Here is a 24686-nt window from a genome sequence, read left to right as displayed (position 1 = left end):
TCATTAGTTTTTCTCTATTCATGGTTCCTAATTTTAAGTTTAGCTACTTCTTCTGCCAGGAAGTCACGCAGAGGCCTTTCTAGTTCTTCCCTGATATCATCTTGAGAAGCCCTTATGTAATCGGAACATAATAGACTTTCTAGAGAGGGATCAGCAGGCGGTTGAATTATGTCCTTGAACATCTTCAGATCACGCTTTACCGCTTTCTTGGACTCAGTTCTCATCTTTGGGAATTCAAATTTGCTAAAGTGATTTAATTTCTTCTTGTACTCAATCAATTTTCTTGATAATTCATCTTTTTTCGATGAAGAAAATTCTTGAATTAATTCATAATATTTAGTGTCTTTTTCTAAATACAGCAAACTGCTATTATTTGCAAGGTAATTCTGCCAGTGTTCCGCAAGCTTATTTGTATCTTCAATAGTTTGCTCAATGCTTTTGCTCTCTTTTTCTCGCTCCTTGCTGTCGCGATATATTTGCCATTGACTATTTCTTGTGATAAGTGCAGCAATGATAGAACCAAGGCCCAATACGGCAAGTAGTGGAGCGTATACCAGTAGCCCATCTAAAAGTGATGGTGACGTTGCTAATTGCTGCTGTGGTACTGTTGGTATCGTTGTAGTTGTAGTTGTAGTTGGCATCGATGCTGCGGCAGTAAAAGATGTCTTCATAACGTTCAAATAATTTCTATAAGTACTGTACATTGAGTCTGGTAAAATCATTGGGATTAGCATCCCATTAACATAATGATGACCTTTCTTGTCGGCAAATAGTAAGAAAGTAGCGAAAGGCCTATGTCTTGCTAAAACGATAAGTAATTGTAGTGTGGGCACTGCCAGCCCTGTCATCACCAACCCATCGAGAACACTACCTAGAGCATCTTCCCTCACCCCCAAACACCCGATTATCGACGCGCCTGCATTCGTGGCATTGATGGGGTGGTGGGCAGTGCCCACCCTGCTTGGCGTCAACCGCAGACCTATCTTTGCAGGAGCCGACAAGTTTGAGGGGGAGGGGTGGGTGGTGGGTGAATAAATGGGGTGGTGGGCAGTGCCCACCCTACTTGACTGGAACGAGTACTGCTTACGCAGCGTAGCCCTGTGGTTAAAGTCGGTTGCAGAACCTTCGGATTAAATCAAATCTTCGCCTGATCGCGTTACCTCACCTGATTCTCAGATTTCTCAGACAGCTCTTAAGGCGATTTCAGACTGCCATCAGACCGCTCTCAGCCACCCCCAGCACTATAGAACTCAAGTTGATTGATTCAACACATCCTCTGAGTTCTAAAGGAGCTGACTGTTATGAAACGCACTGCCCTGTTCATGCTGACCACTGCGATCGCCGCCACCATCATCGCCCCAGCCTTAGCGGCCCCCAACTTCCGCCATCTGCGCGAAGCCAACCTAGAGAAGTCTGCCGTAGACTTTGAGCAACTGCGCGAAGAAAACCGCGACAAAGTCGATTTTCGCAAGCTTCGCGAAGAGCGCCTCAACAAAGTCGACTTCCGCCAGCTGCGCGAAGCAAATTTAGAGAAGTCTGCCGTAGACTTTGAGCAGCTGCGCGAAGAAAACCGCGACAAAGTCGATTTTCGCAAGCTTCGCGAAGAGCGCCTCAACAAAGCCGATCTAGCTTAGGAATCTGCCAAGCCAAAGGTGATGGGTTAGTAGGTTCAGTGTGTCAGGTGTCAGGTGTTAGAGCTGCCATAGACCTGACACCTGACCTCCATTTCCCAAAAACCTTTTAAAAAACAGCAGGTTCTTTACGGAATCGCTCAGGCCCTGTTTGTAGTTTTCGGTGGCAAGGCTAAGTTGAGTCACTCCGCCCTCTGGTATTTCTATACCCAGAGGGTGGAGCTATCTAGGCCCATAGCTGCCCTATGGCAGCTGGCCCGATGACCCTAGCTCTAGTTCTTCTCTAAGCAGATTCTCGTAGATGCGGGGCAGCCGAGCCGTCATAGTATTTGATTCAATGCCATAGCCCAGACTAGTCCAGGTGCCCGAAAGGCGTTTTAGCACCTCATCTAGACGACCATCGCGCAGGGCCGCAGGAATGTCGAGGTTCCAAGCTGACGAATCTTTGAGCCAATAGTAAACCACTAAATCTTGCGACTCAGGGTCAAAGCTGTAGTCGCCCCAGCCACCAAACCAGCTAGACGACTTGGGATGATATTGACGGGCTTTTTCTTGCCAGGTGGTAGTTAAAAACTGGTAGCGCCCGGCAGCCGTGGTGCAGCGGCCCTGGTTTGGCCCCGCCACAATCTCAATACAAATATCGGGATGGTGGTTGAGCTTGGCAACTAGCTCACCGCCGTAGAGCACGTGGTAAGGCTGGTTGATATTTGACTCGGCGGCAGAAATGGTGCGCATCAGCGCCCGCACGTAGGGGTCACCACCCGACATAGCAAGAGGCTCGGGGTGGCTAACCCACACAGTTTTTTGCAGCTGCCGCAGGGTTCGCAACTGCCGCAGAGAAGTAGGAATGGGCACCGATCGCACCCCAACAAACCCAACCCCCAAGAGCAGCAGGATGACGATGGCCAACGCCCGCCGCCGCTTGGCCAGCTGTATCTGGCGCTGGCGGGCACGGTTGCGGGCAGTGCTAGAGGGCAGTGAGGTCACAGGTGACAGGTCTAACAGGAACAAGTGGCGGCTAGGCGACTTCAGGGTTAGGGCAAAGCGCCTAGCCCAAAGCAAAACCTAGGCCATAGCTATCGTAGTTCATTGGCCCCTCAATCTGGGCCGGGGTGTCGCCCCTAGCGATCGACCGACCCCATGATGATGTCAATGCTGCCCAGAATGGCCATAATGTCGGCCACTTTGACCCCCTTGAGCAGGTGGGGCAAAATTTGCAGGTTGACAAAATCGGCGGCGCGAACCTTAAAGCGCCAGGGGAAGACGGTGTCATTGCCCATAATGAACACGCCCAGTTCACCTTTACCGCTTTCTAAGCGCACATAGTGTTCGCCAGCCGGAATTTTGAAGGTCGGAGCAATCTTTTTGCCGATGAACTGGTAGTCAAAGCTGTTCCACTCCGACTTGGGGCCTTCGGCCATGCGTTTGGCCTCCAGGTTTTCAAAGGGGCCACCCGGAATTTGGGCGCAGGCCTGTCGCAGAATTTTGACAGACTCACGCATTTCGCGAATGCGCACCTGATACCGGGCCATACAATCGCCAGCGGTTTCGTACTGCACATCCCAGTCAAAGTCGTCGTAGCACTCGTAGTGGTCAACCTTGCGCAGGTCCCACTTGACGCCGGAGCCGCGCAGCATGGGGCCAGACAGCCCCCAGGCGATCGCCTCATCGCGGGAGATGGTGCCTATCCCTTCGATCCGACGGCGAAAGATGGGGTTATTGGTGATCAGTTTTTCGTACTCATCGACCTTGGGCAAAAAGTAATCGCAGAAATCGAGGCACTTGTCGAGCCAGCCGTAGGGCAGGTCGGCGGCAACTCCACCAATGCGGAAATAGTTGTTGTTGACCATGCGATAGCCCGTAGCGGCTTCCCACAGGTCGTAGATCATCTCCCGCTCGCGGAAAATGTAGAAGAAGGGGGTTTGGGCACCGACGTCGGCCAAGAAGGGGCCTAGCCACAGTAGGTGGTTGGCGATGCGGTTTAGCTCCAGCATGATGACGCGGATGTAGCTGGCCCGCTTGGGCACCTCGATGTCGGCCAGTTTCTCAGGGGCGTTGACCGTAATGGCTTCGTTGAACATGCCCGCCGCATAGTCCCAACGGCTGACGTAGGGCACAAACATGACGTTGGTGCGGTTTTCAGCAATTTTTTCCATGCCCCGGTGCAGGTAGCCAATCACCGGCTCGCAGTCGAGTACATCTTCGCCGTCGAGGGTGACAATTAACCGCAGCACCCCGTGCATGGAGGGGTGGTGAGGCCCCATGTTGAGCACCATGGGTTCTGTCTTAGTTTCAATAATCGACATAGGGGCTACCCAATCGTCAAAATCTGGTTCTGCTGTATCTTTGAGTATCTTAATGGGTATCGACTAAGTTGGCGATACGAAGCAGGGATTGAGATTGCCAATGGCAGAGCCAGAGTTTCATCATGTGCCGGTGCTGCCTGAGGCGGTCATCGCAGGACTCAGCATTCAGCCCGGTGGCCGCTATTTAGACGCCACAGCGGGGGGCGGCGGCCACAGTCGGCTCATTTTAGAGGCCGACCCCACGGTGAACCTGGTGGCGGTCGATCAAGATGCAGCGGCGATCGCCGCCACCCGGGCCAACCTGGCCGAGTTTGGCGACAGAGTCACCACCTGGCACGGCAACTTTGCCAATCTGAAACCACCGGGGCCCCCGTTCAATGGCATCTTGGCTGACCTTGGGGTGAGTTCGGTGCAGCTCGATGTCGGCGATCGCGGCTTTAGCTTTCGCCAGAGCGCTCCCCTCGACATGCGTATGGATCCGCGCCAAGACCTCACTGCCGCCGACATTGTCAACCACTGGGATGAGACTGAGCTAGCCAACCTGATCTACACCTACGGCGAAGAACGGCTTTCTCGCCGCATCGCCCGCAAAATTGTCGATCAGCGCCCTTGGCAAACCACCACCGATTTAGCCGAAGCCATCTTCCATTCGGTGCCCCGCAGCTATCGCTATGGCCGCATTCACCCCGCCACCCGCACCTTTCAGGCCTTAAGAATTGCCGTCAACCGCGAGCTAGACGTGCTCGAGACCCTGCTCAAGCTCGCCCCCACCTGGCTCGCCCCCAGTGGGCGGCTGGCGATCATCAGCTTCCACAGCCTAGAAGATCGCCTGGTGAAGCACAGCCTAAAAGACTCTCCCGACCTCAAAGTGATCACCAAGAAACCGGTCATCGCCACCGAGGACGAAATCGACCAAAACCCTCGCGCTCGCTCCGCCAAGCTGCGCGTTGCAGAACGCCTGTAGCCCCTCAAAGACAGCCCTAAGGACGAAAAACAAAGCATTCTAAGCCCTTATCGAGACGATCGGAGTTATCATCACAACAAAAATCCAGCCCTTAACACTTGTTTATGAAGAGTTTTAGAAAACCGTATTTGCAACAACATTACCGAACTTTAAAGTAAAGATTAAAATTAATTCGCAAAAAATAGACCCTCCTCATATTCCCTTCACATAAGATTGAGAAGTGGGGAGAGCTTCCTGCACCATCAAATTCTTTATAAGAAACCACCATGAACACCCAAACTGACAACAGCTACTGTTTTTCGGTACTGCCTGGAACCCGCGATCATCGTGGCTTTTTTGTGCAAGAAACAACCTATGAGCTAGTTGAGGTCAGCGAGACAGGCTGGGCGCACATCTGTTTAGATAGCGCAGCTTGCTACTACGTAGATCCGGCCAATATCAAAGCGGCTTGTTAGGTCTCAGTCCCCCCTTTTCTCAGTATTACCAGGCAGGGCCACTAAGCCCTAGATTCTGACCACCGATAGAGCTACGCCAGCGCAATCTGGGCTTTATCTCTGGGTTGAATCTGCGTGTGAGGAATTTTCACTACACCCAATAATTCTTACGAAAGGTCGCTATCTACCATGAACGCTGCAACCCGAATTTTCTCTGTGTACGTGTCTGATTTCGCCATTGAGCTACGCGATGATGGCAATCAATATTTTGGCGATGGGCGATTGGTCTGCAGACAGCGCAACTATGACAGCCTGTTTAGATTTGCCAAAAATATGGCCCTCAATCGCGCTATTCCCCTACGCGATTACACCCGATCTGAAGCACAGTACCAGTACTAAAACGGTTGCCAGAAAAGAAGACACCAGCTGCAAGCCAGCGACTGTAGCCTCTGTAGGGTGGGCACTGCCCACCATTAGTAGCCGCTGTAGCGATTATCTTCTTTGTCAAGCTCATCCTGCTATGCGATTAGCCTCGGCGGGATGGCAGCGGAAATCAAGCCAGGAGCCCTGCCTGCATCAGACAGAGTCTTGCTGTTCCTTATGTGGCGGCGGGCAGGGAGCAAGCCGGAGCCTGCCAGAGGGTGTCATGTTCTACCATGGCATTGAGAATAATCACCAGTTTGTGCATGCAGGCCACCAGGGCAACCTTTTTGAGTTTTCCCCGCTGCAGCAGGCGCTGGTAGTAATCGCGAATGACCGGATTATGGCGAGTGGCGACTAACGCGGCCATGTAGAGGCCTGTGCGCACGGTGGCTCGACCGCCGCTAATCATCCGCTTACCCCGCATCTGGCCGCTATCGCGGTTGAACGGGGCGAGGCCACACAAGCTGGCTAGGCGCTTCGCTGAGATCTGTCCTAACTCGGGGAGTGAGGCCAAGAGGAGCCCCGTCGTCACAGCCCCAATACCCGGCACACTGGTGAGGATCTCGCGGGTGCGCTGCCACTGATCGCTCTGGGCGATGAGCTGCTCAATCTGGGTATCGAGGTCTTGGATCTGTTGCTTGAGCCAGTCAATATGCTGCTCAATGCTCTGACCCGTCCTGGCTCGTGCTGAGCGTTGCCGGGCTTTTTCGGCACTCATCATCTCGACGAGTTGCTGCCGTCGCGTGACGAGGTCTTGAAGGTGTTGACTGGCCTCACTCGCCATCGCCCGTACCTCTGGACGGATGGCATCGGCAAAGTGAGCCAACACCTCGGCATCAATTTTGTCTGTTTTAGCCATGCGCCCCGTGGCCCGGGCAAAATCACGCACTTGACGTGGATTCACCACAACGGCGGGCCAGCCCTCCGCCATCAACGTTCGCGCCGCCAGGGCTTGATAGCCCCCGGTCGCTTCCAGCACAATCAGACTCGTCTCGCGACGAAACGCCGTTAACGCCTGTAGCAACTCTCTTAAACCAGAGTCACTGTTGGCCACCTGAACGCTTAATCCAAGTGGACGGACGTACACATCTAAGGTGCGCTTGGATACGTCAATGCCAACCCATTGATGCGCTTGTGATAGTTCAGTCATGGTTGTATCCACCCGTGTAGGAGGTTAATCTGACATCACTCGTCCTTGCTCGATACGGAGTCTAAGCTCCTGGCGATTTTGCGAGTTAACTTCAGAGGTGTGCAGCGACCCATGCTACGTTCGGTTTTGGACAACCTAGGGTGGGACGGTCTGCCACACACCTCTAAAGATACAAGGGTGGGCACTGCCCACCATTAGAGAACCTCTTGTTCAGCAGTTTCTTAAACAACCCCAGCAACTGAATAAAAGCCCCTAGAAGACGGTTGAAAAGGCCTGTGTCTTATCGCCAATGTGAAGATCCCCCTCAATCCCCTTATAGCTGTGGCCAGCCTGGTTAAGACATCTCCCTTAAGAACGTTTGAACGTTCAAACGTTCTTAAGGCTTCTAGATGTCCTAACTCAGGTGATCATGGCTATAAAAAGGGGGACTTTGAGAAGGGCTTAACCAAACCGGCTACAGCTATAAAAGTTCTATCCTGAGTAGAAAAAAGCTACTTTACCTAAGCCGTCTTGGTTAAGAAAAACTTAGGCAAAGTAACGATTACCTAACGTGACAACAGATCCTGCTTGCAACAGTCGCTCCAATAAATAGGGGCCTTTAGCGGGAAGCATGCCGCCGTTCGAGCACATCGTCAATGTAAAGTTCTTTCACCACAATCAAGATCACCACCGCTAGAGGGGTAGCGGTCAAAACCCCCAGAGGGCCAAACAAAATACCCATAGCAACCACAGCTGTCAGGGTGATGACCGGAGGCAGCGATGCGGTTTTCATTTGCACAACGGGCGTAATCACATTGCCCTCTAGCTGTTGAATGATCAAATAAAACAGCGCTACATAGACTGCTTTCATAGGGCTAACTGTAAACCCCATCAAAATAGCCGGTACGGCCGAGAGCAACGGCCCTACCACCGGAATGAACTCCAGCAATCCGGTGAGTACCCCTAGGGCCAGAGCTAGGGGTACACCCATCAGGGTCAACCCCACACTCATGATCACGGCAAGTAGCACCATTGAGAGCACTCGCCCCACCAGCCACGACTTCAGCCCGCTGATAACGTGGCTGATCACCTCCCTAGCCCGTTGACGGCCCGATGGGGGCACCAGACGAATTAGACCGTCGCGGTAACGGTTGGGACTTACAGCCAAAAATAAACTAGTAAATGAAATAAACAGCACGTTGGCAAGAATGCCAAATCCCTGGACAAAGGTGTTGGTTAAATTGCCTAAAACGCGCCGCACAGGCGGTAACCCTGCCGGATTGTCAAAGAAGTCAGGTACTAAATCGTCTCCAAAGGGAGCGCCGTCTAGAAACTCCAGCAGCTGCTCATTGGCAATTTGTACCTGCACTACCAATTCTTCAAACTGAGCAATGACTTCGGGGACTAGCAGTATGCCGCTAGTCACCACCACCACCAAGAGCGCCACAATCACGAGCCCCAAAGACCAGGGGTGGGGAATGGGGGTGTATTTTTCCACGCTGCCAGCGGCAAATCTCAGCACAATGGCCAGCAAAATGCCCAAGAAAAGCATGAGCACGACTTCAGCGAGCACCCACAGCAGTCCCCCCAGGGCAATCAGCAGCGCCACTGTGGCCAGCGGTACTAGCACCCGCTTGAGCTCAGACTGATTACTCATACCCGTTTTGCTTTTTACTATCGGAGCTGCTTCCCCCTTTTAAGTGAATACCAGGTTCCAAACAAGGTCCTAAAGATAGGGTTTAATACCGAATCCGAATTCCATAACCCCGATTCCCAGAATGCCAAACCGTAGGGGCGCATGGCATGCGCCCTCCTGAATCGGGGATAACCCAGCAGGATTGAGTATAAGAGCCAGCTAAGCCAAACCGTTGAGCCTAATGGTGGGAATGAGTCAGTATTTCACTGTGGCAGAATGGCAGCATTACATGCCCACGTACTCCTGGAGAGATTTGACCTGGAGGGGGTGCTGTTGCAGGGAGCCGATCGCAGCGGTGGTCGCCTTGGCCCCCGCAATCGTGGTAATGATCGGCACCTTGTAGGCTAGGGCCGTGCGACGAATCGAGCGATCGTCTTCGATCGCAGTGCTGCCCGCAGGGGTATTGATAATCAGCTGAATCTCGTTGTTTTTGATCGCGTCTTCGATGTTGGGGCGGCCTTCATGCACCTTGAGAATGAGGCCGACGGTCAGCCCTTCCTCCATCAGGGCTTGGCGAGTGCCGGAGGTGGCAATTAGCTTGAGACCCATATCGGCCAGTTCTTTGGCCACGGGGATGACGGCGGCTTTGTCGCGATCGTTCATGGAGATAAAGACGGTGCCTTCGAGGGGGATCTTTTGGTTGGCCCCCAGGGCGGCTTTGGCGAAGGCCTTGCCAAAGTCTGAGTCGATGCCCATGACTTCGCCAGTCGATCGCATCTCGGGGCCGAGCAGGGCATCGGTACCGGCGAACTTGTCAAAGGGCAGCACCGCCTCTTTGACGGAGACATGGTTGGGAATCACCTCTGTGGTAAAGCCCAGCTCGGCCAGGGTTTTGCCCGACATCACCCGCACCGCCAGCTTGGCCAACGGATGACCGATCGCCTTAGAGACAAAGGGCACCGTGCGCGAGGCGCGAGGGTTAGCCTCAATGATGTAGACCTGCTCGCCCTTGACCGCGAACTGAATATTCATCAGGCCGATGACGTTGAGGCGCTTGGCCAGCTTGATCGTCCAGTCGCGGATGGTGGCAAGGGCGGCGGGGGGCAGGGTCATCGTGGGCAGGGAGCAGGCCGAGTCGCCGGAGTGAATGCCCGCCTGCTCAATGTGCTCCATAATGCCGCCAATGACCACCTGGCCGGTGTGATCGGCGATCGCATCCACATCCACCTCGATGGCGTTCTCTAAAAACTTGTCGATCAAGATCGGGTGGTCAGGCTCCACCAGCACCGCGTAGGTCATGTAGCGCTCCAGATCGGCGTCGGAGTAGACGATTTCCATGGCGCGACCGCCGAGCACGTAGCTGGGCCGCACCACCACCGGATAGTCGATCTGCTGGGCGACGCGCAGGGCGTCGTTGAAGCTGCGGGCCATGCCGTTGGGGGGCTGCTTGATGTCGAGTTCGCGCAAAATGGCCTCGAAGCGCTCGCGGTCTTCGGCGGTGTCGATAGAGTCGGGGGAGGTGCCCCAGATCTGGGTGGGGGGGTGGATGGGTGGATGGGTGGATGGGTCAGCGGCGGGCAGGGAGGCAAGGTACTGCTGGAGGGGGACGGCCAGCTTCAGGGGGGTCTGGCCACCAAACTGGATGATGACGCCTACGGGGTTTTCGGCCTCGATGATGTTGAGTACATCTTCTTTGGTCAGGGGCTCAAAATAGAGGCGATCGCTGGTGTCGTAGTCGGTAGACACCGTCTCGGGGTTGGAGTTGACCATGATCGTCTCGTAGCCGTCGTCGCGCAGGGCAAAGGAGGCGTGGCAGCAGCAGTAGTCAAACTCGATGCCCTGGCCAATGCGGTTGGGGCCGCCGCCTAAGATCATTACCTTGGGGCGATCGCTGGGCAGCACCTCGGTCTCGTCTTCGTAGGTGGAGTAGTAGTAGGGGGTAAAGGCCTCAAACTCGGCGGCGCAGGTATCCACGGTTTTGTACACCGGAATCACGCCTAGGCCCTTGCGGTAGTCGCGCACAGCGTCTTCATGGGTGCCGGTGGCGTAGGCAATCTGGCGATCGCTAAAGCCCTGGCGCTTGACCGCCCGCATCTGCTCGTAGGTCAGCTCATTGAGGGGGGTGCGCTTGAGAAACTTTTCGGTCTGCAACAGGCCGAAGAGCTGGTTTAGAAACCAGGGGTCGATGGCGGTGAGGTCGAAGATATCGTTGACCGACAGGCCCAGCTGCATGGCGTGGCGCAGGTCAAAGATGCGATCGGGGTTGGGGGTGCGCAGTTTGGGGCGAATCTCGTTGAGGCTGGGCAGCTTTTCGGCGCGATCGCAGCCCCAGCCTGCCCGCCCCGTCTCTAGCGATCGCAGCGCCTTTTGAAACGACTCTTGGAAGGTACGGCCAATCGCCATGGCTTCACCCACCGATTTCATCTGGGTGGTCAGGGTGTTGGAGGTGCCGGGAAATTTCTCGAAGGCAAACCGGGGAATCTTGGTCACCACGTAGTCGATGGTGGGCTCAAAACTGGCCGGGGTTTTCTTGGTGATGTCGTTAGAGATTTCGTTGAGAGTGTAGCCCACCGCCAGCTTGGCGGCAAACTTGGCGATCGGGAAGCCGGTCGCCTTAGAGGCCAGCGCCGAGCTGCGCGACACGCGGGGGTTCATCTCAATCACGATGAAATCGCCGTTGTCGGGGTTGACCGCAAACTGAATGTTTGAGCCGCCCGTCTCTACCCCAATCTCGCGGATGATTTTGACCGAAGCATCGCGCAGGCGCTGGTACTCTTTGTCGGTCAGAGTCTGGGCCGGGGCCACGGTGATCGAGTCGCCCGTGTGCACGCCCATGGGGTCGAGGTTCTCGATCGAGCAGATGATCACCACGTTGTCGGCTAGGTCGCGCATCACCTCCAGTTCGTACTCCTTCCAGCCGAGGAGAGATTGTTCGACAAGAATCTGCGACACCGGGCTGGCGTCGAGGCCCGAGCGCGAGATCAGCTCAAATTCTTCTTGGTTGTAGGCGATGCCGCCGCCGGTGCCACCCATGGTGTAGGCGGGGCGAATGATCAGCGGAAAGGTGCCGATCTGCTGGGCGATCTCCTTGGCCTCATCCATGGTTTCGGCCAGGCCCGAGGGGCACACGGGCACCTCAATGCGGGCCATGGCTTCTTTAAACAGTTTGCGGTCTTCAGCCATCTCAATGGCTTCGAGCTTGGCCCCAATCAGCTCGACCCCGTAGCGCTCTAGCACGCCGGTTTTGGCCAGGGTCACCGCCAGGTTCAGCGCCGTCTGACCGCCCATGGTGGGTAGCATCACAGCGGGGCGCTCCCGCTCGATCACCCGCTCGACGATTTCGGGGGTCAGCGGCTCGATGTAAGTGCGGTTGGCGGTCTCCGGATCGGTCATGATGGTGGCCGGGTTGGAGTTGATCAGCACCACCTCGTAGCCCTCTTCCCGCAGGGCTTTGCAGGCCTGGGTACCCGAGTAGTCAAATTCGCAGGCCTGACCAATGACAATCGGCCCAGAGCCAATCAACAGAATCTTTTTGATGTCATCACGGCGGGGCATAGGCGACAGGGGTGCTTACGAAAAATCCAAATCATTTTAAGGGGTATTTACAAGATCGGTTTGCCCAGCTTGAGGCAAACCCGACAGATTAGTTGGACCTGAGGGCCAATGTCAGCATTTAGTGAACTTAAGCAAAACTCTAGAACAATCCCGGGGCAGACAGTACCTGCGCCGGGCATGCGATCGCCCAATCGCCCTAGCCACCGTGAACCACCCCAGTTCAGCCCTGGTCTACAACCGCCAGGGCACTACGCTACTGGGCAACCGTGGCTACGGCAAAACCCTGCTTCTGGTGCTGCTGCACCTAGCGCAGCATGGTATTGATCTGCCCCCAACACCCGGAGCAACGCCTAGCCGGTTACCTAACCCACTAGAGATAGAGGCCAAAATCGTCACGTTTCTATAGGCTGGCAGAGATATTATTCTCTAGCGCTATGAATTTTGACTATTCTCCCATTTGGGAAAAAACTCAGGCGATGGTCAATGGCTTTCTGGCTTTACTGCCAAATATTGCCCTGGCTATTGTCGTATTCGTAATTTTCTTTTTAGCTGCCAGAGGCATCAGGGCAACGGTGAGACGATTGACCCAACGGCGGCAACAAACCCGAAACGTGGGTCTGGTTTTAGCGCGTTTGGCCCAAGGTGCCACCGTTTTGATTGGTCTTTTTGTTGCCCTCTCCATTATTATCCCCACCCTGCAGGCCGGAGATCTAATTCAGCTTCTAGGCATCAGCGGAGTTGCGATTGGGTTTGCCTTTCGGGATATTTTACAAAATTTCTTGGCGGGCATCTTAATTTTATTGACCGAGCCGTTTCAAATTGACGATCAGATCATTTTCAAGGATTTTGAAGGCACCGTTGAGCACATTGAAACTCGCGCTACCACTATTAGAACCTACGATGGCCGCCGCATCGTGATTCCCAACTCGGAGCTGTTCACCAACTCGGTTTTGGTCAATACCGCCTTTGAAAATCGTCGCCTACAGTACGACATTGGCATTGGCTACGGCGACGATATTGCAACCGCTAAGAACCTGATTTTAGAAGCCGTACATGAAACTGATGGGGTACTGCCCGACCCCGCTCCCGATGTAATCGTGGTCGATTTGGCCGACAGCACCGTTAACCTGCGCGCCCGCTGGTGGGTGGAGCCGCCCCGCCGCGCCGATGTGCTTGATTTGCAAGATCAGGTGCTGATGAACATTAAAAACAAGCTGACAGCCAACGGCGTTGATATGCCCTTCCCCACCCAGCAAATTTTGTTCCACGACCAAACCGAGGAAACCGACGGCGATCGCAGCCGTCAGCGCGAAGGCTGGCCCTCTCGCAAAGGAGAAGCCCCAAAACCGCGCAGCATTGGGGGCTCGCTGCGCCAGCTGGCCGATGTGCGCTCAGCCGGTAACGGTAACTCTGCCCACCAGGACTAATAGCCGTGAATCAATCGTGAACCATGGGGCCATACCGAACTATCCGCTTGATACTGCATGATTTTGGCCTACTGCTGCACGTGCCCGGCATCATGGCTCTGCTTTCCATACCAATCTGCCTTTACTTTGGGGAGTACTATGCCATTGCGCCTTTCTTAACGACAGCGATCGCCGCCTTCGCGCTGGCTCAAGGATTCTACCGGGCCAATTCGCCTAAGGTAGACAAGACTCGCCACTACCACGCCATGCTGATTGTGGCGTTGACCTGGGGCGTTATTCCTCTGCTGGGCGCTATCCCCTTCGTCGGTATTGCCGCTCTGGCCGCATCCGCTGATACATCCCCGACCCTACTGGCTTTTCAAAATATTTGGAATGCCTTGTTTGAGGCATTTTCGGGCTTTACCGGCACCGGTTTGACCATGGCCACCGACGCCAGCCTGCTGCCCCATAGTTTGCAGTGGTGGCGATCGTTTACAGAATGGGTAGATGGCATCGGGGTGATTGTTCTAATGCTGGCATTGCTAACCATCGAGTCTTCCCAAACCAAATCGCTAGAAACCGATCCATCCCAGCTGTATGCCGCTGTCGGCCGCCAACGAACCATTGGCGACACCGTTAGAGCCACCGCTAAAAATATTCTCTGGATCTACAGCTTCTACACCGGGCTAAGTATTTTGCTGTTAGCTCTGTTGGGAATGCCCCTGTGGGAAGCCATTAATCACGGGCTCACCGGCATTGCTACGGGCGGCTTTAGCATCACCACAGCTAGCTTTACAAGCTATAGTTCTACCCTTCAGTTGGCTACTATTTTCATTATGATTACTGGCGCAGTCAGTTTTCCGGTTCACTATCAATTGCTGCGTCGCCAGCGGTGGACTTCTCTATGGCAGAGAAATCAGCATCGCCTGCTGCTGCTTTTGCTGGGTTTAGGCCCCTGCCTACTGCTGCTAGAAAACCGCTGGGCTACAGCATCTATACCCTGGCTAGACAGCTTATTTCAGTGGAGTTCGGCAGTGACCACCTGCGGGTTTAACACAGCTCAGGTCCAGAACTGGAGTATGGGGGCAAAACTACTGCTCAGCGCCGCCATGGTGATGGGAGGAGCGGCCGGATCGACCGCTGGGGGGTTAAAGCTGCACCGAATAGTGCTGCTACTGCTGGGCATTCGTTGGCACTTTCAGCAGCTTTTCATCACCGCCGATGACAATATTTCCTATCGAATTGATGATGAAGCATTACCAGCATCCCAAGCCCATGAACAAGTGCAATCGGCGGCTGTCTTAGCCAGTTTGTGGCTGCTGCTGCTGGGCATCGGCATTGTGGTGCTTACCCACCTAGTCTCACCCATCTACACGCTAGAGGATGTGATCTTTGAGGCGGCTTCTGCAACCAGCAACGTGGGGTTATCAACTGGTATTAGCGACCCTACCCTACACTGGGGCGGCAAGCTAATGCTCATTTTGCTGATGTGGGCAGGGCGACTCGAAATTATTCCGGTGCTCCTATTAGGGATAGCTATCTGCCGCCCAATCACTCAAACCTTGCCTGAGCAACCTTCCAAATAATTTCTCGATCTCCATTATCCCTTTACCCCGTGATGAAACACATTAAGCTCAGCAAATTTTGGGATAACCTTCGATCGAGCTACTGGTTTTTACCCACGCTCATGGCCGTCGGAGCGATCGCATTGGCATTTGGCCTGCTAGCCATCGATCGTTCAGATTCTATCGATATCAGTGCCCTTAGCTGGATCTATCAGGGCGGGGCCGATGGGGCACGAGAGGTGCTCTCGGTAATTGCGGGATCCATGGTGACCGTAGCGGCCACCGCGTTTTCAATCACTATCGTCGCCCTCCAGCTAGCGTCGTCCCATTTTGGGCCACGCCTACTGCGCAACTTTATGCAGGACCAGGGCAATCAGATCGTGTTGGGCACCTTTATTGCCACCTTTATCTACTGTTTGCTGGTGCTGCGCACGATTCGGGGCGAAGACCACGAGCCATTTGTGCCCCAGCTCTCGGTAACGGTGGGGGTTTTGCTGGCCATGGCCAGCATTGGGGTGCTGATCTACTTTATTCACCATGCCTCCACCATCATTCAGGTCTCCCACGTGATTGCCGATGTCAGCCACGACCTAGAGCAAGTCACCAACCGCCTGTTTCCAGAAGCTTTGGGTCAGGAGATCGATCAGCAGGGCGAGAGTACCAGGGATATGCCCACCGATTTTGACGCCACCGCCCAACCCGTGCAGGCCAAGAAAACGGGATACCTGCAAGGAATTGAAGACGACGTCCTGATGCAGGTGGCCTGCGATGAAAATCTTTTGCTCCAGGTCAAGGCGTATCCAGGGGCTTTCATCATTGAGGGTGGCCCCCTGGTCATGGCCTACCCTGCCAATCGCGTTACCCAATCGGTAGGCGATCGCATTAATCAAGCCTTTGTTCTGGGCCACGAGCTGACTAAGCAGCAGAACGTGGCATTTCCGATTGAACAACTGGTCGAAATTGCGCTGCGAGCCTTGTCCCCTGCTATTAACGACCCCTTTACGGCCATTCGCTGTATTGACCAACTGGCCGACGGGCTGGCGCGGCTTGCCAGTCGTGAATTTCCGTCTCCTTACCGCTATGACCAGTCGCACAATCTGCGGGTGATTGCGGCTCCAGTCAAGTTTGAGACCCTGGCCAACACAGCCTTTAACCAAATTCGTCAGTATGGCAGCACTGACACGGTGGTGATCGGTCGGCTGCTGGCGGCGATCGCCGCCATTGCTCCCTTTACCCGCCACTTCAAACAGCGCCACATTTTGCAGCAGCACGTTGAGGCGATTTGGCACAGTAGCCAACAAAGCCTCACTCACCAACGAGACCTAGAAACCATAGAAAAGCAGTACCACACTGCTCTGGCGGCTCTACAGGGGACTGGTCTTTCAGGAGGAAATGACTCGCTATACCCCTCACCGCACAAGCGGTAATAGCTAATGGCTCAAAATGGTGGACAGGGGTGACTAGAGGACGGCGGACTGAGGTGGTGCAGATCGCTGAGGTAGGTGGCCAATTCTCCAAATTCGGTGGGGTTGAGGCGGTAGTAGATCCACCGGCCCTCCTGGCGGGCGGCGATCAGCCCAGCCTCCCGCAGGATTTTGAGGTGAAAGGACAACTTGGATTGAGCGATGTTCATGCGATCGCACAGATCGCAAACGCATAGTTCCTGCGATCGTAGCAGCTCAATCACCTCCAGCCGCAGCGGGTCAGAGAGAGCTTTGAAACGGGCCAGAATCGCGTCAGAACGTTTGTCTAAAGCTGTGGCCATCTACTGCGTCAGGTAAGGAAATAACTAAGCCTAGGGTAGCAAAGCTATCGGATATCTGTGGCCTTGACAACACCGCTGCGATCACCGCCAAATGCTACGATAAATGCCACTTTGCCATTCCCTTTGCTCCCTGGAGCGCTGTATTTTGACCCAGGCATTTTCCTTTAGCTGCGACGCTCGCTGTAGTCATACCCAGGCGCGGGCGGGCACATTCACCACCCCCCACGGCCCCGTGCACACCCCCCGGTTTATGCCCGTGGGCACCCTGGCCAACGTCAAAACCGTCACCCCCGCCCAGTTAGCCACCACCGGGGCGCAGATGGTGCTGTCAAACACCTACCACCTGCATCTGCAACCGGGCGAAGACATTGTCGCCGAGGCGGGCGGCCTGCACCGATTCATGGGTTGGGATGGCCCGATGCTGACGGATTCGGGCGGCTTTCAGGTGTTTAGCCTCAGCCAGATGCGCACCATCACCGAAGACGGCGTCACATTTAAATCGCCCAAGGATGGCCGCATCATCAACATTCGGCCCGAAACCTCGATTCAGATTCAAAACGATCTGGGGGCCGATGTGATCATGGCCTTTGACGAGTGCCCTCCCTACCCGTGCAGCCGCGAGGTCATTAAAGCCTCGACCGATCGCACCTGGCGCTGGCTGTTGCGCTGTGTGGAGGCCCACAAGCGGCCTGACCAGGCGCTGTTTGGCATTGTGCAGGGGGGCGTATACCCCGACCTGCGGGCCGAGGCGGCGCAGCAGTTGGCCACCTTAGACCTGCCCGGCTATGCGATCGGCGGCGTCAGCGTGGGCGAGCCACCAGAGCTGATCGAAACCATTGTCAAAGCTACGGCCCCCTGTTTGCCCGAGCATAAGCCCCGCTATTTGATGGGGGTGGGCACCTATAGGGAAATGGCCCAGGCGATCGCAGCCGGAGTAGACCTGTTCGACTGCGTGATTCCTACCCGGCTGGCCCGCCACGGCGCGGCGCTGGTGGCAGGGGAACGGTGGAACCTGAAGAATCAGCGCTTCCGCCGCGACTACACCCCCATCGACGCCACCTGTCCCTGCTATACCTGCCAAAACTTTACCCGCGCCTACCTCTGCCATCTGATCCACGCCAAGGAGATGCTGGCCTTTACGCTGATCTCCATCCACAACATCACCGAGCTGGTGCGGTTTACCCAGCGCATTCGGGAGGCGATTTTGGCAGGGCGTTTCCATGACGAGTTTGCCCACTGGCTGACGCCAAACCCAACGACAACCCCGATAGACACACCCCAACCGTGATAAAATGCGAAGAAAATTTACCAATTCTCAGATTCCAGTCATGGCGCTAGGCGCAACGCTCTACTGGCTTCTGAGGCTGGTCTGTCCCGGCTGTGTAACGAGAGGATAATCATTAAATGGAAGTCGCAATGCTGCTGGCCAAGCTGCCCGAGGCCTACTCCCTGTTCGACCCCCTGGTAGACGTGCTGCCCATTATTCCCGTGTTCTTCCTGCTGCTGGCCTTTGTGTGGCAGGCATCTGTCGGCTTTAAGTAAGCCTTTTGACCCCAGTGGTTTTTGGCTCAAATAAACCCAAAACCCCAGAGTTTTATCGCTCTGGGGTTTTGTATTGGCGCTAGGCCTCAACGTTGCCGAACCGCCTGAGGTGCCGTTTCCAGCGTTCCTACCACTCTCAGCGCTGATATACTGAGCCAGTGTTTATCAGCACCATTGCCTGAGCTAAAAATGGTCAACGATTTTGACTCAAACCCTAGTTTCCGGCTGTCGATTAAATCCTTAGAACCTGAACTAGATGCCAGGGCGATCGATGCAGATGCTCAAGCGCTGTGCAGCCGCATCACCCAGCTCAGCAGCTTAGGGCACACAACCTTTACTTTTCTGACCCAGGCTCACCCCCTTACCCCACGGCTGAGCACAGTTGCCCCCGGCGCTGACCGAAACCTATCGGTCGGGCTCTGGTTTGAGGCCCCGCTCAACAAATTTAGGGTAGTACTGCGGTGCGTGGGCAACTGGCTCGATCGCACCACCCAGCGCTACAGCTTTGAGGTCAGCATTCCGCCTGCCTATACGCTTACCCTACAGACGAACCAGGCCAAGGTGCTGGCTCAACTCCTGCCCCTGGGCGAAGCGCTGCTGCCCCCAGGGGAAATCTACCTCACCCAGGCCGAAGGCTATGTGCACAGCTTTGGCGAACTCACGCCAGCCGCCAAAGCCAACCTGCTGTTGGTACGCCATCGCATGGGGCTCTCAGCAGATGAAACCCATGACCTCAACGCCAGAGCAATGGGGCCGTTCAAAACTCTGGCCGATAAATATCAGCACTTTCGCAAAGAGCTACTGGTCTGCCAGCAGGAGGGCAGCCTGGATGACGACTTTTGGCGAGTAATGCAGGCCAAGGCGGCCACCATGGGCCTGCCCGAGGCCGATGCCCAGTTTTTAAAGGCCGAGCGTATCAATGCGCTCCGCCATGCCGCCGACCAGGCTCGGCAGCAGGCCGAGGCCGAGGCCGAAGCCAACCGCCAGCGCCACCGTGAGCAACAGCAGCGGTTAACCAACTACCGCCGCACCTTCGAGGCCCTGGCGATTGATGCGCTGGCCACCCAGGCCCCGGGGCTAGAGGCGACAGAGTTCCATCAGGGTGTAATGGCCTACCTCTCTGGGCCAGAGTTTAACCGGGGCCGCCTCACCCAGGCCCGAGGCTTCTATCAGCTCAACCCCCAAGAGGCCGATGCGCTGGAGAAAACCGTTTTAGATGAGCTGTATTTGCTATCTGGCCTACTATAGGAGTTCAAAACCTAGGAGTAGGTTCGCAACCGTGAACCGTGGGTATTGGTCTAGGCTGGGTGCGACTGGGAGGTGTTGGCTTGGCGCAGAACGTTAGATTATTGATCAAGTTTATAGACCCTCAGCTCAAGAGCGACGATGTGGCAACTGAGGTGCACTATTTAGTTGAAGATCTGCGCGACCTCGATGGCATGAACCAAATTCGGTTCGAGCCGATCTCAGACATTAACGGGGTAGCTGAGGTCAGGGTTGGGGTGCAGTTTGAGGCCCATCCAGAGCTACTGGCGTCAATTTTGCGGCGGCTACGCGATCGCCTCTACTACGCCCCGATCGAAACCGCTTTCACGTTCCAACTCGGTGAGATGGCGCTGCACATCGAAACCCATCAAGCTGAAGATCTCGTGGGCCTAATGGCGATCGCCCAAAGCGGGCTGCTGTTTTCTCCCGAGCGCGACTACCTGGCTGAGGCTGAAACCTACAGCCGAACCCAGGGCGAGCTATCCCCCACCGAACTCGACAACCTTAACCTGCTGCGCCAGCGGCTCGACCTCTCAGTAGACGAGGCCACGGTGCTCAATGCCAGAGCCGCAGGCCCCTTTCAAACCCAGGCCGACAAACGCCGCTATTTTGAAGAGATCACCTCAGCCGAGTTTAGTCGCCTGCGCGCCATGCACGAGGGTCAACCCTTTGCCCTCAAAGATCCGTGGCCTGTCCTGCAAGAACTGGCCGAAAACCTGAGTTTACCCATCCTTGAAGCAGAGGCCATTTATCAACAGTACCAGCAGCGCTACAACGACGACATCCAGATCAAAACCACACAAACAACCCTCAAAACTACCGAAGATGTCCGCCTAGCCGCCGAAGCTAAGGCCGAGGGCGATCGCCAAAAGCAGGCCCACCAGGCGCAAGTCCAGCGCGATCAGTACCAGGCCCTGTGCCACCAAGCCCTGGCCAATAGCCTCTACCCCTCTGAGTTTGACCAAGGCCGCCTCGACCAGGCACGGCGATTGCAAGGCCTATCGCTCGATGAAGCGATCGCTATTGAAGCGGCGGTGCGCGACCAAAAGTATGGCCCCATTGAATCGGCCCTGGGCGTCGACTACACCCGGCTGCGTAGTCTGCTCGTGCAACAGGCCTGGCAAGCCGCCGACCTCGAAACCGAGGCCGCTATTTTCAAAGCGCTAAACCTCGACATGCAGCCGGTGACCGCTGCCACCGTAGAGCGCCTTCTGCCCACCGACTTAGCCACCATTGACGCCCTGTGGAGTCTCCACAGCAATCGGCGCTTTGGGTTTAAGGCTCAGCAACAGGTGTACCGTAGCCAGCAGCAAATTCAGCAAGACGAGCACCTGCGCGGCCTAGACTTTCAGCAGGCCCTGGGCTGGCGCGATCAACCCACCTGGTTGTACCGAGGCCATCGGCCCTACTACGCCCTCGACTTTAGCCTTGAGGCTCCCCCTGGCCACCTACCCACCTGGCGCTGGTGCTGCCCCAGCCTCAACCATCGCTACGACCTAGACAGCGAGACGATTATCGCCGTGATGAGTCATCTCAACACCTGCCTGCCTCTAGAAGCGGTGGCCACACCCGTGATCGATCAAACGTTAATCCCCGGAGAGGTAACCAGTGTTAGCTAGTGAGCCGATTGGCAGCCTTGACGCAACCCTCAACGACCTCAGTCTGTTGCTCAACGACGAAGACTGGGAAATGGCCGATCGCCTGACCGCAGATCTACTGCTCGAAGCCGTGATGCAAAACGCCCTCGGGGAGGAGGTACTGCTGCGAGGTAGAGACGCTCGACAACGGCCCCACCTCACCCCCCAAACCCTGGCCACTATTCCCTGCCAGTTGCTTCAGGCCATCGACGATCGCTGGCAGAGTGCTAGCGGCGGGCATTTTGGCTTTTCTCCCCAGCTTCAGATCTACAGCGAAATCCTCAAATTTGAACCCTTTGATCCAGCGCTGCACAACTGGTCAAACCCCCACCCCTTCTTTGCCGAAGTCGGCTGGCTGATGCTGTTTTCGCTGCGGCCTGTGGGGTTTCTGCGGTTTTACAACTGGCTCGACTTTGACCTTGAAGCCCCCCAGGGTCACCTTCCGGCCCTGTGGTACTGGCAGGTGCCCCGGCTGGCTTCCCTACGCATGGGCGGCTTCTTGACCGGACAGGGGGCAGGCTTTGGCGATCTGTCGCGCCTCGACGCTATGATGCTGCGCCTCTCTCGCTGTCACCAGGCCGAGGGTATGGGGTGAGGGGGTGAGGGGTGAAAGGCAGAATGGTTGAACCTACCCGATGACCGGGTCACTACGACTCCTGCATGACCTCGTTACGTCCCCCGGTTACTCTTCGCCCTGGGCCTGCACCAATTGCCCCCAGGGAATTCGCCCATCGGCGGCGAGCAGGCTGGCAATTTCTCGGGCTCCGTAGCGGTTGATGTGGCTGGGATCGGCAAACAGGTGCGATCGCCAGCGCCAGGTTTCTAATAGATCGACCAGGGTGAGGGTACCTCGATTGGCCCAACCCTGTAAAAATTGCTGAAACTGGCGCTCGTAGTTCAGTCGTACCCCGTCGAGGTAGTCGTTGCTCAGGGGCAAATTGACAAACACCAGCGGAATATTCTGGCTTTGCAGAAACTGGGTGGTGGCTTCAAAGGAAACCGTCTGCACCCCGTCTAGGCGAAAGGGGCGATAGGCGTTGTCGTACTGACCGCGCACCAGTGGAAAGCTGCGGTAGTAGACCGTCGGGTTGAACTGATCGTTGACCGCCAAAAATCCCTGGGAGTTGATTGGGCTGAGGGGCACGGTGCCATACTCCGCATTTGGAGCAATGGCCTCGCTTTCAGGGCTGTCCAGTTCAGGGCTGTCCGGTTCAGAGTCATCAGAGGCGGGTTCTGCCTGATCTAAATTGTTGGGGGAAGCCAGGGTGAGAGTAGCGCCATCGCGCACAGCGGCGTAGCCAGGGGAGGCCAAAATTTCGGCAAAGGTGCGATCAAACCGTCCGCTGTTGAAGGCGCGAGAGCCTTCGGCCCAGATTACCAGCCTGGGGTGCAGGTCAGGGGCCAAAAGCTGCCGGGTAATAAAACTCACCACCTGGGCCGTAGCCCCGTTGACGCTAAAGTTGTAGACCCGCAGCCCGGGGTAGCCCTGCGCCGCCAAAGCCTGCTGTAGCACCACCGGATCGACCCCCTGGAGGGCACGGGAACTGCCCACCACCAGCACATCGGGGGGACCGAGGGTGGCCACGTAGGCGTGGTACAGGCTCACCTGCTCATCTAGTACGTCGCTGCCCAGGGCCGGAAATACCCTGGGTAAGCCCTGCTGGTCGGCCTTTTGCTGCGCCAGATAGAGGTTTTGCTGATATTCCCGCGCTTTGCGCTGGCTAAATACCTGGCGGGGGTCATCGGGAGCGATCGCCTGCAACAGCGCTACAGACCGGCCCCAGGCTCCGGCCACCTGGTTCCACTGGGGGGCCGTGGTGGCGGTAGCGGCCAGCAGGGTGGCTTGGTTGGCTTCTCCAACCGCCTCGTACCAGAGATCGGTCGGGGGCAAGGCTGCCTCAGCGTTGGCTGCCGATGGCCGGGGGTCGGAGGTGGCGGATGGGACTGGGCGACTGATGCAGCAGGTCAACAAGGCTCCTAACACCAACGATGTCGCTAGCCCAGGACGAGAGGCAAAGGGTTTGGTCATAGCTAGGGAAGAGCACAATGGCGAGTTGTCGGTCAAGCAAAACCTCTGGAGCCCCAGAACCCTGCCTTCAACCCTAGCTACAGTCTAAGAAATTGAGTTGAGACAGTGAGACTGCTGGTCAAGCCCCCGCCATCAACAGGGGAGGGTTGAGTGAACTATGGGTACCTAGTTTACAGGGCGGATAGTAGTGGCTGGCTGGAGTAGGGCAACGCTTGCTGGGGGGGGTTTGGGTTTCAGGTTTTGGGTTGCGGCATCCCCTCCCGGGAGGGGCAGGGGTGGGTTAATCCGGTTTCGGGTTTCGGGCATAGTTGGCGACTGATGCTACAGAGTGCTTATTTGCTGGTGGCCGGGGCAGCGGGCCTATGAGCCGTCATCTTTAAGCATCAGAGTTTATTTCTCAACCAAAAGGTCGATAAAAGGGAGGATTTTTATTTTTAAGGCTCTCTGTAATAGTGTGGTTGTGCCTAGCATCGGGGCACGGTGTTTTTCTGTCTGTACTTAAATCTGTATTGCAAAGAGGTCATCGGTGGTACCCCTAAAAGACTACAACCCAGGTCAGCGCACGCCCTACGTCACCTACGGGCTGATCGTGCTCAACATAGCGCTGTTTATCTACGAACTCAGCCTGCCCGCCTCCGGGCTCACGAACTTTTTCCACGCCTGGGCGGTGGTACCCGAAGAGTTTTCGAGCAGCCTGACGACCCGGGTATCGGTGCCCAATGCCGAAGAATGGCTAACGCTGGTGACCGGGCAGTTTCTCCACGGCGGCTTTTTGCACCTGGCGGGCAACATGCTCTACCTCTGGATTTTTGGCAACAACGTCGAAGACCAGATGGGGCACGGGCGATTTTTGGTGTTTTATTTGCTCTGTGGCGTGCTGGCTAATCTGGCCCAGTGGTTCTTCGCCATGGACTCTGGCATTCCGTCCCTGGGGGCCAGTGGCGCGATCGCAGGGGTAATGGGGGCCTATATCTTTCGCTTCCCCGAGGTTCGCATTCTCACCCTGGTGCCCCTAGGGCCATTTCCGCTGCCGCTCAGAATTCCCGCTATTTTCTATCTGGGTATTTGGTTTGTGCAGCAGGCTGTCTACGGCTTTGCCAGCCTGGGAGCACCGGCCATGATCGGCATGGAAGGCGGCGGTATTGCCTACTGGGCTCATGCGGGCGGCTTTGCCATTGGGGCTCTGCTCGGTCCTGTGTTTGGCCTGTTTAGCCAGCCCGATGGGGTAGAACTCTCTACCGAAGGCCCCAATGCTGACTAAGCAACGAGGGTTTAGGGATTCGCGCTGAAGTAAGATACCTGCCCTTTCCAAACCCAAAAACGCCTCACCCCCATTCGCCTAGGCTCACACTGGCCTAGGCGATGTTCTTGTCAAGGAACTCAGAAATTGTTACATTA

The 24686-nt window shown here is 55.8% G+C and carries 22 protein-coding genes; 14 read left to right on the top strand and 8 right to left on the bottom strand.

What is annotated here, in order from left to right; translation table 11 throughout:
* Window positions 1-14: 14 nt before the first annotated feature.
* Window positions 15-1001, bottom strand: coding sequence for a hypothetical protein (locus RRF56_RS19780; RefSeq protein WP_317034875.1), 987 nt, complete (start codon window positions 999-1001; stop codon window positions 15-17).
* A 300-nt stretch (window positions 1002-1301) separates the two neighbouring features.
* Between RRF56_RS19780 and RRF56_RS19775 the strand changes: the two genes are divergently transcribed.
* Window positions 1302-1634 (top strand): hypothetical protein, encoded by a 333-nt coding sequence (locus RRF56_RS19775; protein ID WP_317034874.1) that lies wholly within the window; start codon window positions 1302-1304, stop codon window positions 1632-1634.
* A 240-nt stretch (window positions 1635-1874) separates the two neighbouring features.
* Here RRF56_RS19775 and RRF56_RS19770 read toward each other — a convergent pair whose 3' ends face one another.
* Together RRF56_RS19770 and RRF56_RS19765 are read right to left on the bottom strand one after the other, a co-directional pair.
* Window positions 1875-2618 carry a glycoside hydrolase family protein gene (locus tag RRF56_RS19770; protein ID WP_317034873.1) on the bottom strand — a complete coding sequence of 248 codons (744 nt, stop codon included), beginning with the start codon at window positions 2616-2618 and terminating at the stop codon, window positions 1875-1877.
* A gap of 134 nt (window positions 2619-2752) precedes the next feature.
* The gene (locus tag RRF56_RS19765) at window positions 2753-3937 is read right to left on the bottom strand and encodes an NAD(P)H-quinone oxidoreductase subunit H (RefSeq protein ID WP_317034872.1); all 1185 of its coding nucleotides are present in this window, start codon (window positions 3935-3937) and stop codon (window positions 2753-2755) included.
* A gap of 100 nt (window positions 3938-4037) precedes the next feature.
* Between RRF56_RS19765 and rsmH the strand changes: the two genes are divergently transcribed.
* The 3 genes from rsmH (at window position 4038) to RRF56_RS19750 (ending at window position 5734) form a co-directional block, all read left to right on the top strand.
* Window positions 4038-4901, top strand: a complete 864-nt coding sequence (rsmH, locus tag RRF56_RS19760; RefSeq protein WP_317034871.1) for a 16S rRNA (cytosine(1402)-N(4))-methyltransferase RsmH — start codon at window positions 4038-4040, stop codon at window positions 4899-4901.
* Window positions 4902-5167: 266 nt separating this feature from the next.
* Window positions 5168-5356 (top strand): hypothetical protein, encoded by a 189-nt coding sequence (locus tag RRF56_RS19755; protein WP_317034870.1) that lies wholly within the window; start codon window positions 5168-5170, stop codon window positions 5354-5356.
* A gap of 168 nt (window positions 5357-5524) precedes the next feature.
* Window positions 5525-5734, top strand: coding sequence for a hypothetical protein (locus RRF56_RS19750; protein ID WP_317034869.1), 210 nt, complete (start codon window positions 5525-5527; stop codon window positions 5732-5734).
* A gap of 199 nt (window positions 5735-5933) precedes the next feature.
* On the opposite strand, the gene RRF56_RS19745 is transcribed toward RRF56_RS19750, so the two are convergent.
* From RRF56_RS19745 to carB, 3 genes are all read right to left on the bottom strand, one after another.
* On the bottom strand, window positions 5934-6908 hold the full coding sequence (locus RRF56_RS19745; RefSeq protein ID WP_317033747.1) for an IS110 family transposase: 975 nt from the start codon (window positions 6906-6908) through the stop codon (window positions 5934-5936).
* A 598-nt stretch (window positions 6909-7506) separates the two neighbouring features.
* A complete protein-coding gene (locus RRF56_RS19740; RefSeq protein WP_317034868.1) occupies window positions 7507-8544 on the bottom strand; it encodes an AI-2E family transporter in 1038 nt (345 codons plus the stop codon).
* Between the two features lie 264 nt (window positions 8545-8808).
* On the bottom strand, window positions 8809-12078 hold the full coding sequence (gene carB, locus RRF56_RS19735) for a carbamoyl-phosphate synthase large subunit (protein WP_317034867.1): 3270 nt from the start codon (window positions 12076-12078) through the stop codon (window positions 8809-8811).
* A 121-nt stretch (window positions 12079-12199) separates the two neighbouring features.
* Here carB and RRF56_RS19730 point away from each other — a divergent pair, with 121 nt between their 5' ends.
* The 4 genes from RRF56_RS19730 to RRF56_RS19715 are packed head-to-tail and all read left to right on the top strand — an operon-like array spanning window position 12200 to window position 16476.
* The gene (locus RRF56_RS19730; RefSeq protein WP_317034866.1) at window positions 12200-12484 is read left to right on the top strand and encodes a hypothetical protein; all 285 of its coding nucleotides are present in this window, start codon (window positions 12200-12202) and stop codon (window positions 12482-12484) included.
* Between the two features lie 28 nt (window positions 12485-12512).
* Complete coding sequence (locus RRF56_RS19725) at window positions 12513-13505, top strand: mechanosensitive ion channel family protein (protein ID WP_317034865.1); 993 nt, start codon at window positions 12513-12515, stop codon at window positions 13503-13505.
* A 23-nt stretch (window positions 13506-13528) separates the two neighbouring features.
* Complete coding sequence (locus tag RRF56_RS19720; RefSeq protein WP_317034864.1) at window positions 13529-15070, top strand: TrkH family potassium uptake protein; 1542 nt, start codon at window positions 13529-13531, stop codon at window positions 15068-15070.
* Window positions 15071-15102: 32 nt separating this feature from the next.
* Complete coding sequence (locus RRF56_RS19715) at window positions 15103-16476, top strand: DUF2254 domain-containing protein (protein WP_317034863.1); 1374 nt, start codon at window positions 15103-15105, stop codon at window positions 16474-16476.
* An 11-nt stretch (window positions 16477-16487) separates the two neighbouring features.
* Here RRF56_RS19715 and RRF56_RS19710 read toward each other — a convergent pair whose 3' ends face one another.
* Window positions 16488-16814, bottom strand: coding sequence for a metalloregulator ArsR/SmtB family transcription factor (locus RRF56_RS19710; RefSeq protein WP_317034862.1), 327 nt, complete (start codon window positions 16812-16814; stop codon window positions 16488-16490).
* Between the two features lie 145 nt (window positions 16815-16959).
* Here RRF56_RS19710 and tgt point away from each other — a divergent pair, with 145 nt between their 5' ends.
* The 5 genes from tgt to RRF56_RS19685 all read left to right on the top strand — a co-directional run bounded on the left by tgt (window position 16960) and on the right by RRF56_RS19685 (window position 21854).
* Window positions 16960-18102, top strand: coding sequence for a tRNA guanosine(34) transglycosylase Tgt (tgt, locus tag RRF56_RS19705; protein WP_317034861.1), 1143 nt, complete (start codon window positions 16960-16962; stop codon window positions 18100-18102).
* Window positions 18103-18218: 116 nt separating this feature from the next.
* The gene (locus RRF56_RS19700) at window positions 18219-18356 is read left to right on the top strand and encodes a photosystem II reaction center protein K (RefSeq protein WP_017299971.1); all 138 of its coding nucleotides are present in this window, start codon (window positions 18219-18221) and stop codon (window positions 18354-18356) included.
* 189 nt (window positions 18357-18545) lie between these two features.
* The gene (locus RRF56_RS19695) at window positions 18546-19604 is read left to right on the top strand and encodes a hypothetical protein (RefSeq protein WP_317034860.1); all 1059 of its coding nucleotides are present in this window, start codon (window positions 18546-18548) and stop codon (window positions 19602-19604) included.
* 80 nt (window positions 19605-19684) lie between these two features.
* A complete protein-coding gene (locus RRF56_RS19690) occupies window positions 19685-21241 on the top strand; it encodes a GUN4 domain-containing protein (RefSeq protein WP_317034859.1) in 1557 nt (518 codons plus the stop codon).
* Window positions 21231-21854, top strand: a complete 624-nt coding sequence (locus RRF56_RS19685; protein WP_317034858.1) for a GUN4 domain-containing protein — start codon at window positions 21231-21233, stop codon at window positions 21852-21854. The genes RRF56_RS19690 and RRF56_RS19685 overlap by 11 nt, the downstream gene beginning before the upstream one ends.
* Window positions 21855-21941: 87 nt before the next feature.
* Here the strand turns inward: RRF56_RS19685 and RRF56_RS19680 are convergent, their stop codons facing one another.
* The gene (locus tag RRF56_RS19680) at window positions 21942-23288 is read right to left on the bottom strand and encodes a hypothetical protein (protein ID WP_317034857.1); all 1347 of its coding nucleotides are present in this window, start codon (window positions 23286-23288) and stop codon (window positions 21942-21944) included.
* 526 nt (window positions 23289-23814) lie between these two features.
* Between RRF56_RS19680 and RRF56_RS19675 the strand changes: the two genes are divergently transcribed.
* Window positions 23815-24549 (top strand): rhomboid family intramembrane serine protease, encoded by a 735-nt coding sequence (locus RRF56_RS19675; protein ID WP_317034856.1) that lies wholly within the window; start codon window positions 23815-23817, stop codon window positions 24547-24549.
* Window positions 24550-24686: the final 137 nt, after the last annotated feature.

Origin of the sequence: Nodosilinea sp. E11 (genome assembly GCF_032813545.1) — a bacterium.
Taxonomy (GTDB): domain Bacteria; phylum Cyanobacteriota; class Cyanobacteriia; order Phormidesmidales; family Phormidesmidaceae; genus Nodosilinea.
This window is presented reverse-complemented; position numbering and strand designations above follow the sequence as displayed.

Coding starts and splice junctions, on each gene's coding strand:
- RRF56_RS19775 (WP_317034874.1), top strand. CDS start 1,302: ATGAAACGCACTGCCCTGTTCATGCTGACCACTGCGATCGCCGCCACC.
- RRF56_RS19765 (WP_317034872.1), bottom strand. CDS start 3,937: ATGTCGATTATTGAAACTAAGACAGAACCCATGGTGCTCAACATGGGG.
- rsmH (WP_317034871.1), top strand. CDS start 4,038: ATGGCAGAGCCAGAGTTTCATCATGTGCCGGTGCTGCCTGAGGCGGTC.
- RRF56_RS19755 (WP_317034870.1), top strand. CDS start 5,168: ATGAACACCCAAACTGACAACAGCTACTGTTTTTCGGTACTGCCTGGA.
- RRF56_RS19750 (WP_317034869.1), top strand. CDS start 5,525: ATGAACGCTGCAACCCGAATTTTCTCTGTGTACGTGTCTGATTTCGCC.
- RRF56_RS19745 (WP_317033747.1), bottom strand. CDS start 6,908: ATGACTGAACTATCACAAGCGCATCAATGGGTTGGCATTGACGTATCC.
- RRF56_RS19740 (WP_317034868.1), bottom strand. CDS start 8,544: ATGAGTAATCAGTCTGAGCTCAAGCGGGTGCTAGTACCGCTGGCCACA.
- carB (WP_317034867.1), bottom strand. CDS start 12,078: ATGCCCCGCCGTGATGACATCAAAAAGATTCTGTTGATTGGCTCTGGG.
- RRF56_RS19725 (WP_317034865.1), top strand. CDS start 12,513: ATGAATTTTGACTATTCTCCCATTTGGGAAAAAACTCAGGCGATGGTC.
- RRF56_RS19720 (WP_317034864.1), top strand. CDS start 13,529: ATGGGGCCATACCGAACTATCCGCTTGATACTGCATGATTTTGGCCTA.
- RRF56_RS19715 (WP_317034863.1), top strand. CDS start 15,103: ATGAAACACATTAAGCTCAGCAAATTTTGGGATAACCTTCGATCGAGC.
- RRF56_RS19710 (WP_317034862.1), bottom strand. CDS start 16,814: ATGGCCACAGCTTTAGACAAACGTTCTGACGCGATTCTGGCCCGTTTC.
- RRF56_RS19700 (WP_017299971.1), top strand. CDS start 18,219: ATGGAAGTCGCAATGCTGCTGGCCAAGCTGCCCGAGGCCTACTCCCTG.
- RRF56_RS19695 (WP_317034860.1), top strand. CDS start 18,546: ATGGTCAACGATTTTGACTCAAACCCTAGTTTCCGGCTGTCGATTAAA.
- RRF56_RS19680 (WP_317034857.1), bottom strand. CDS start 23,288: ATGACCAAACCCTTTGCCTCTCGTCCTGGGCTAGCGACATCGTTGGTG.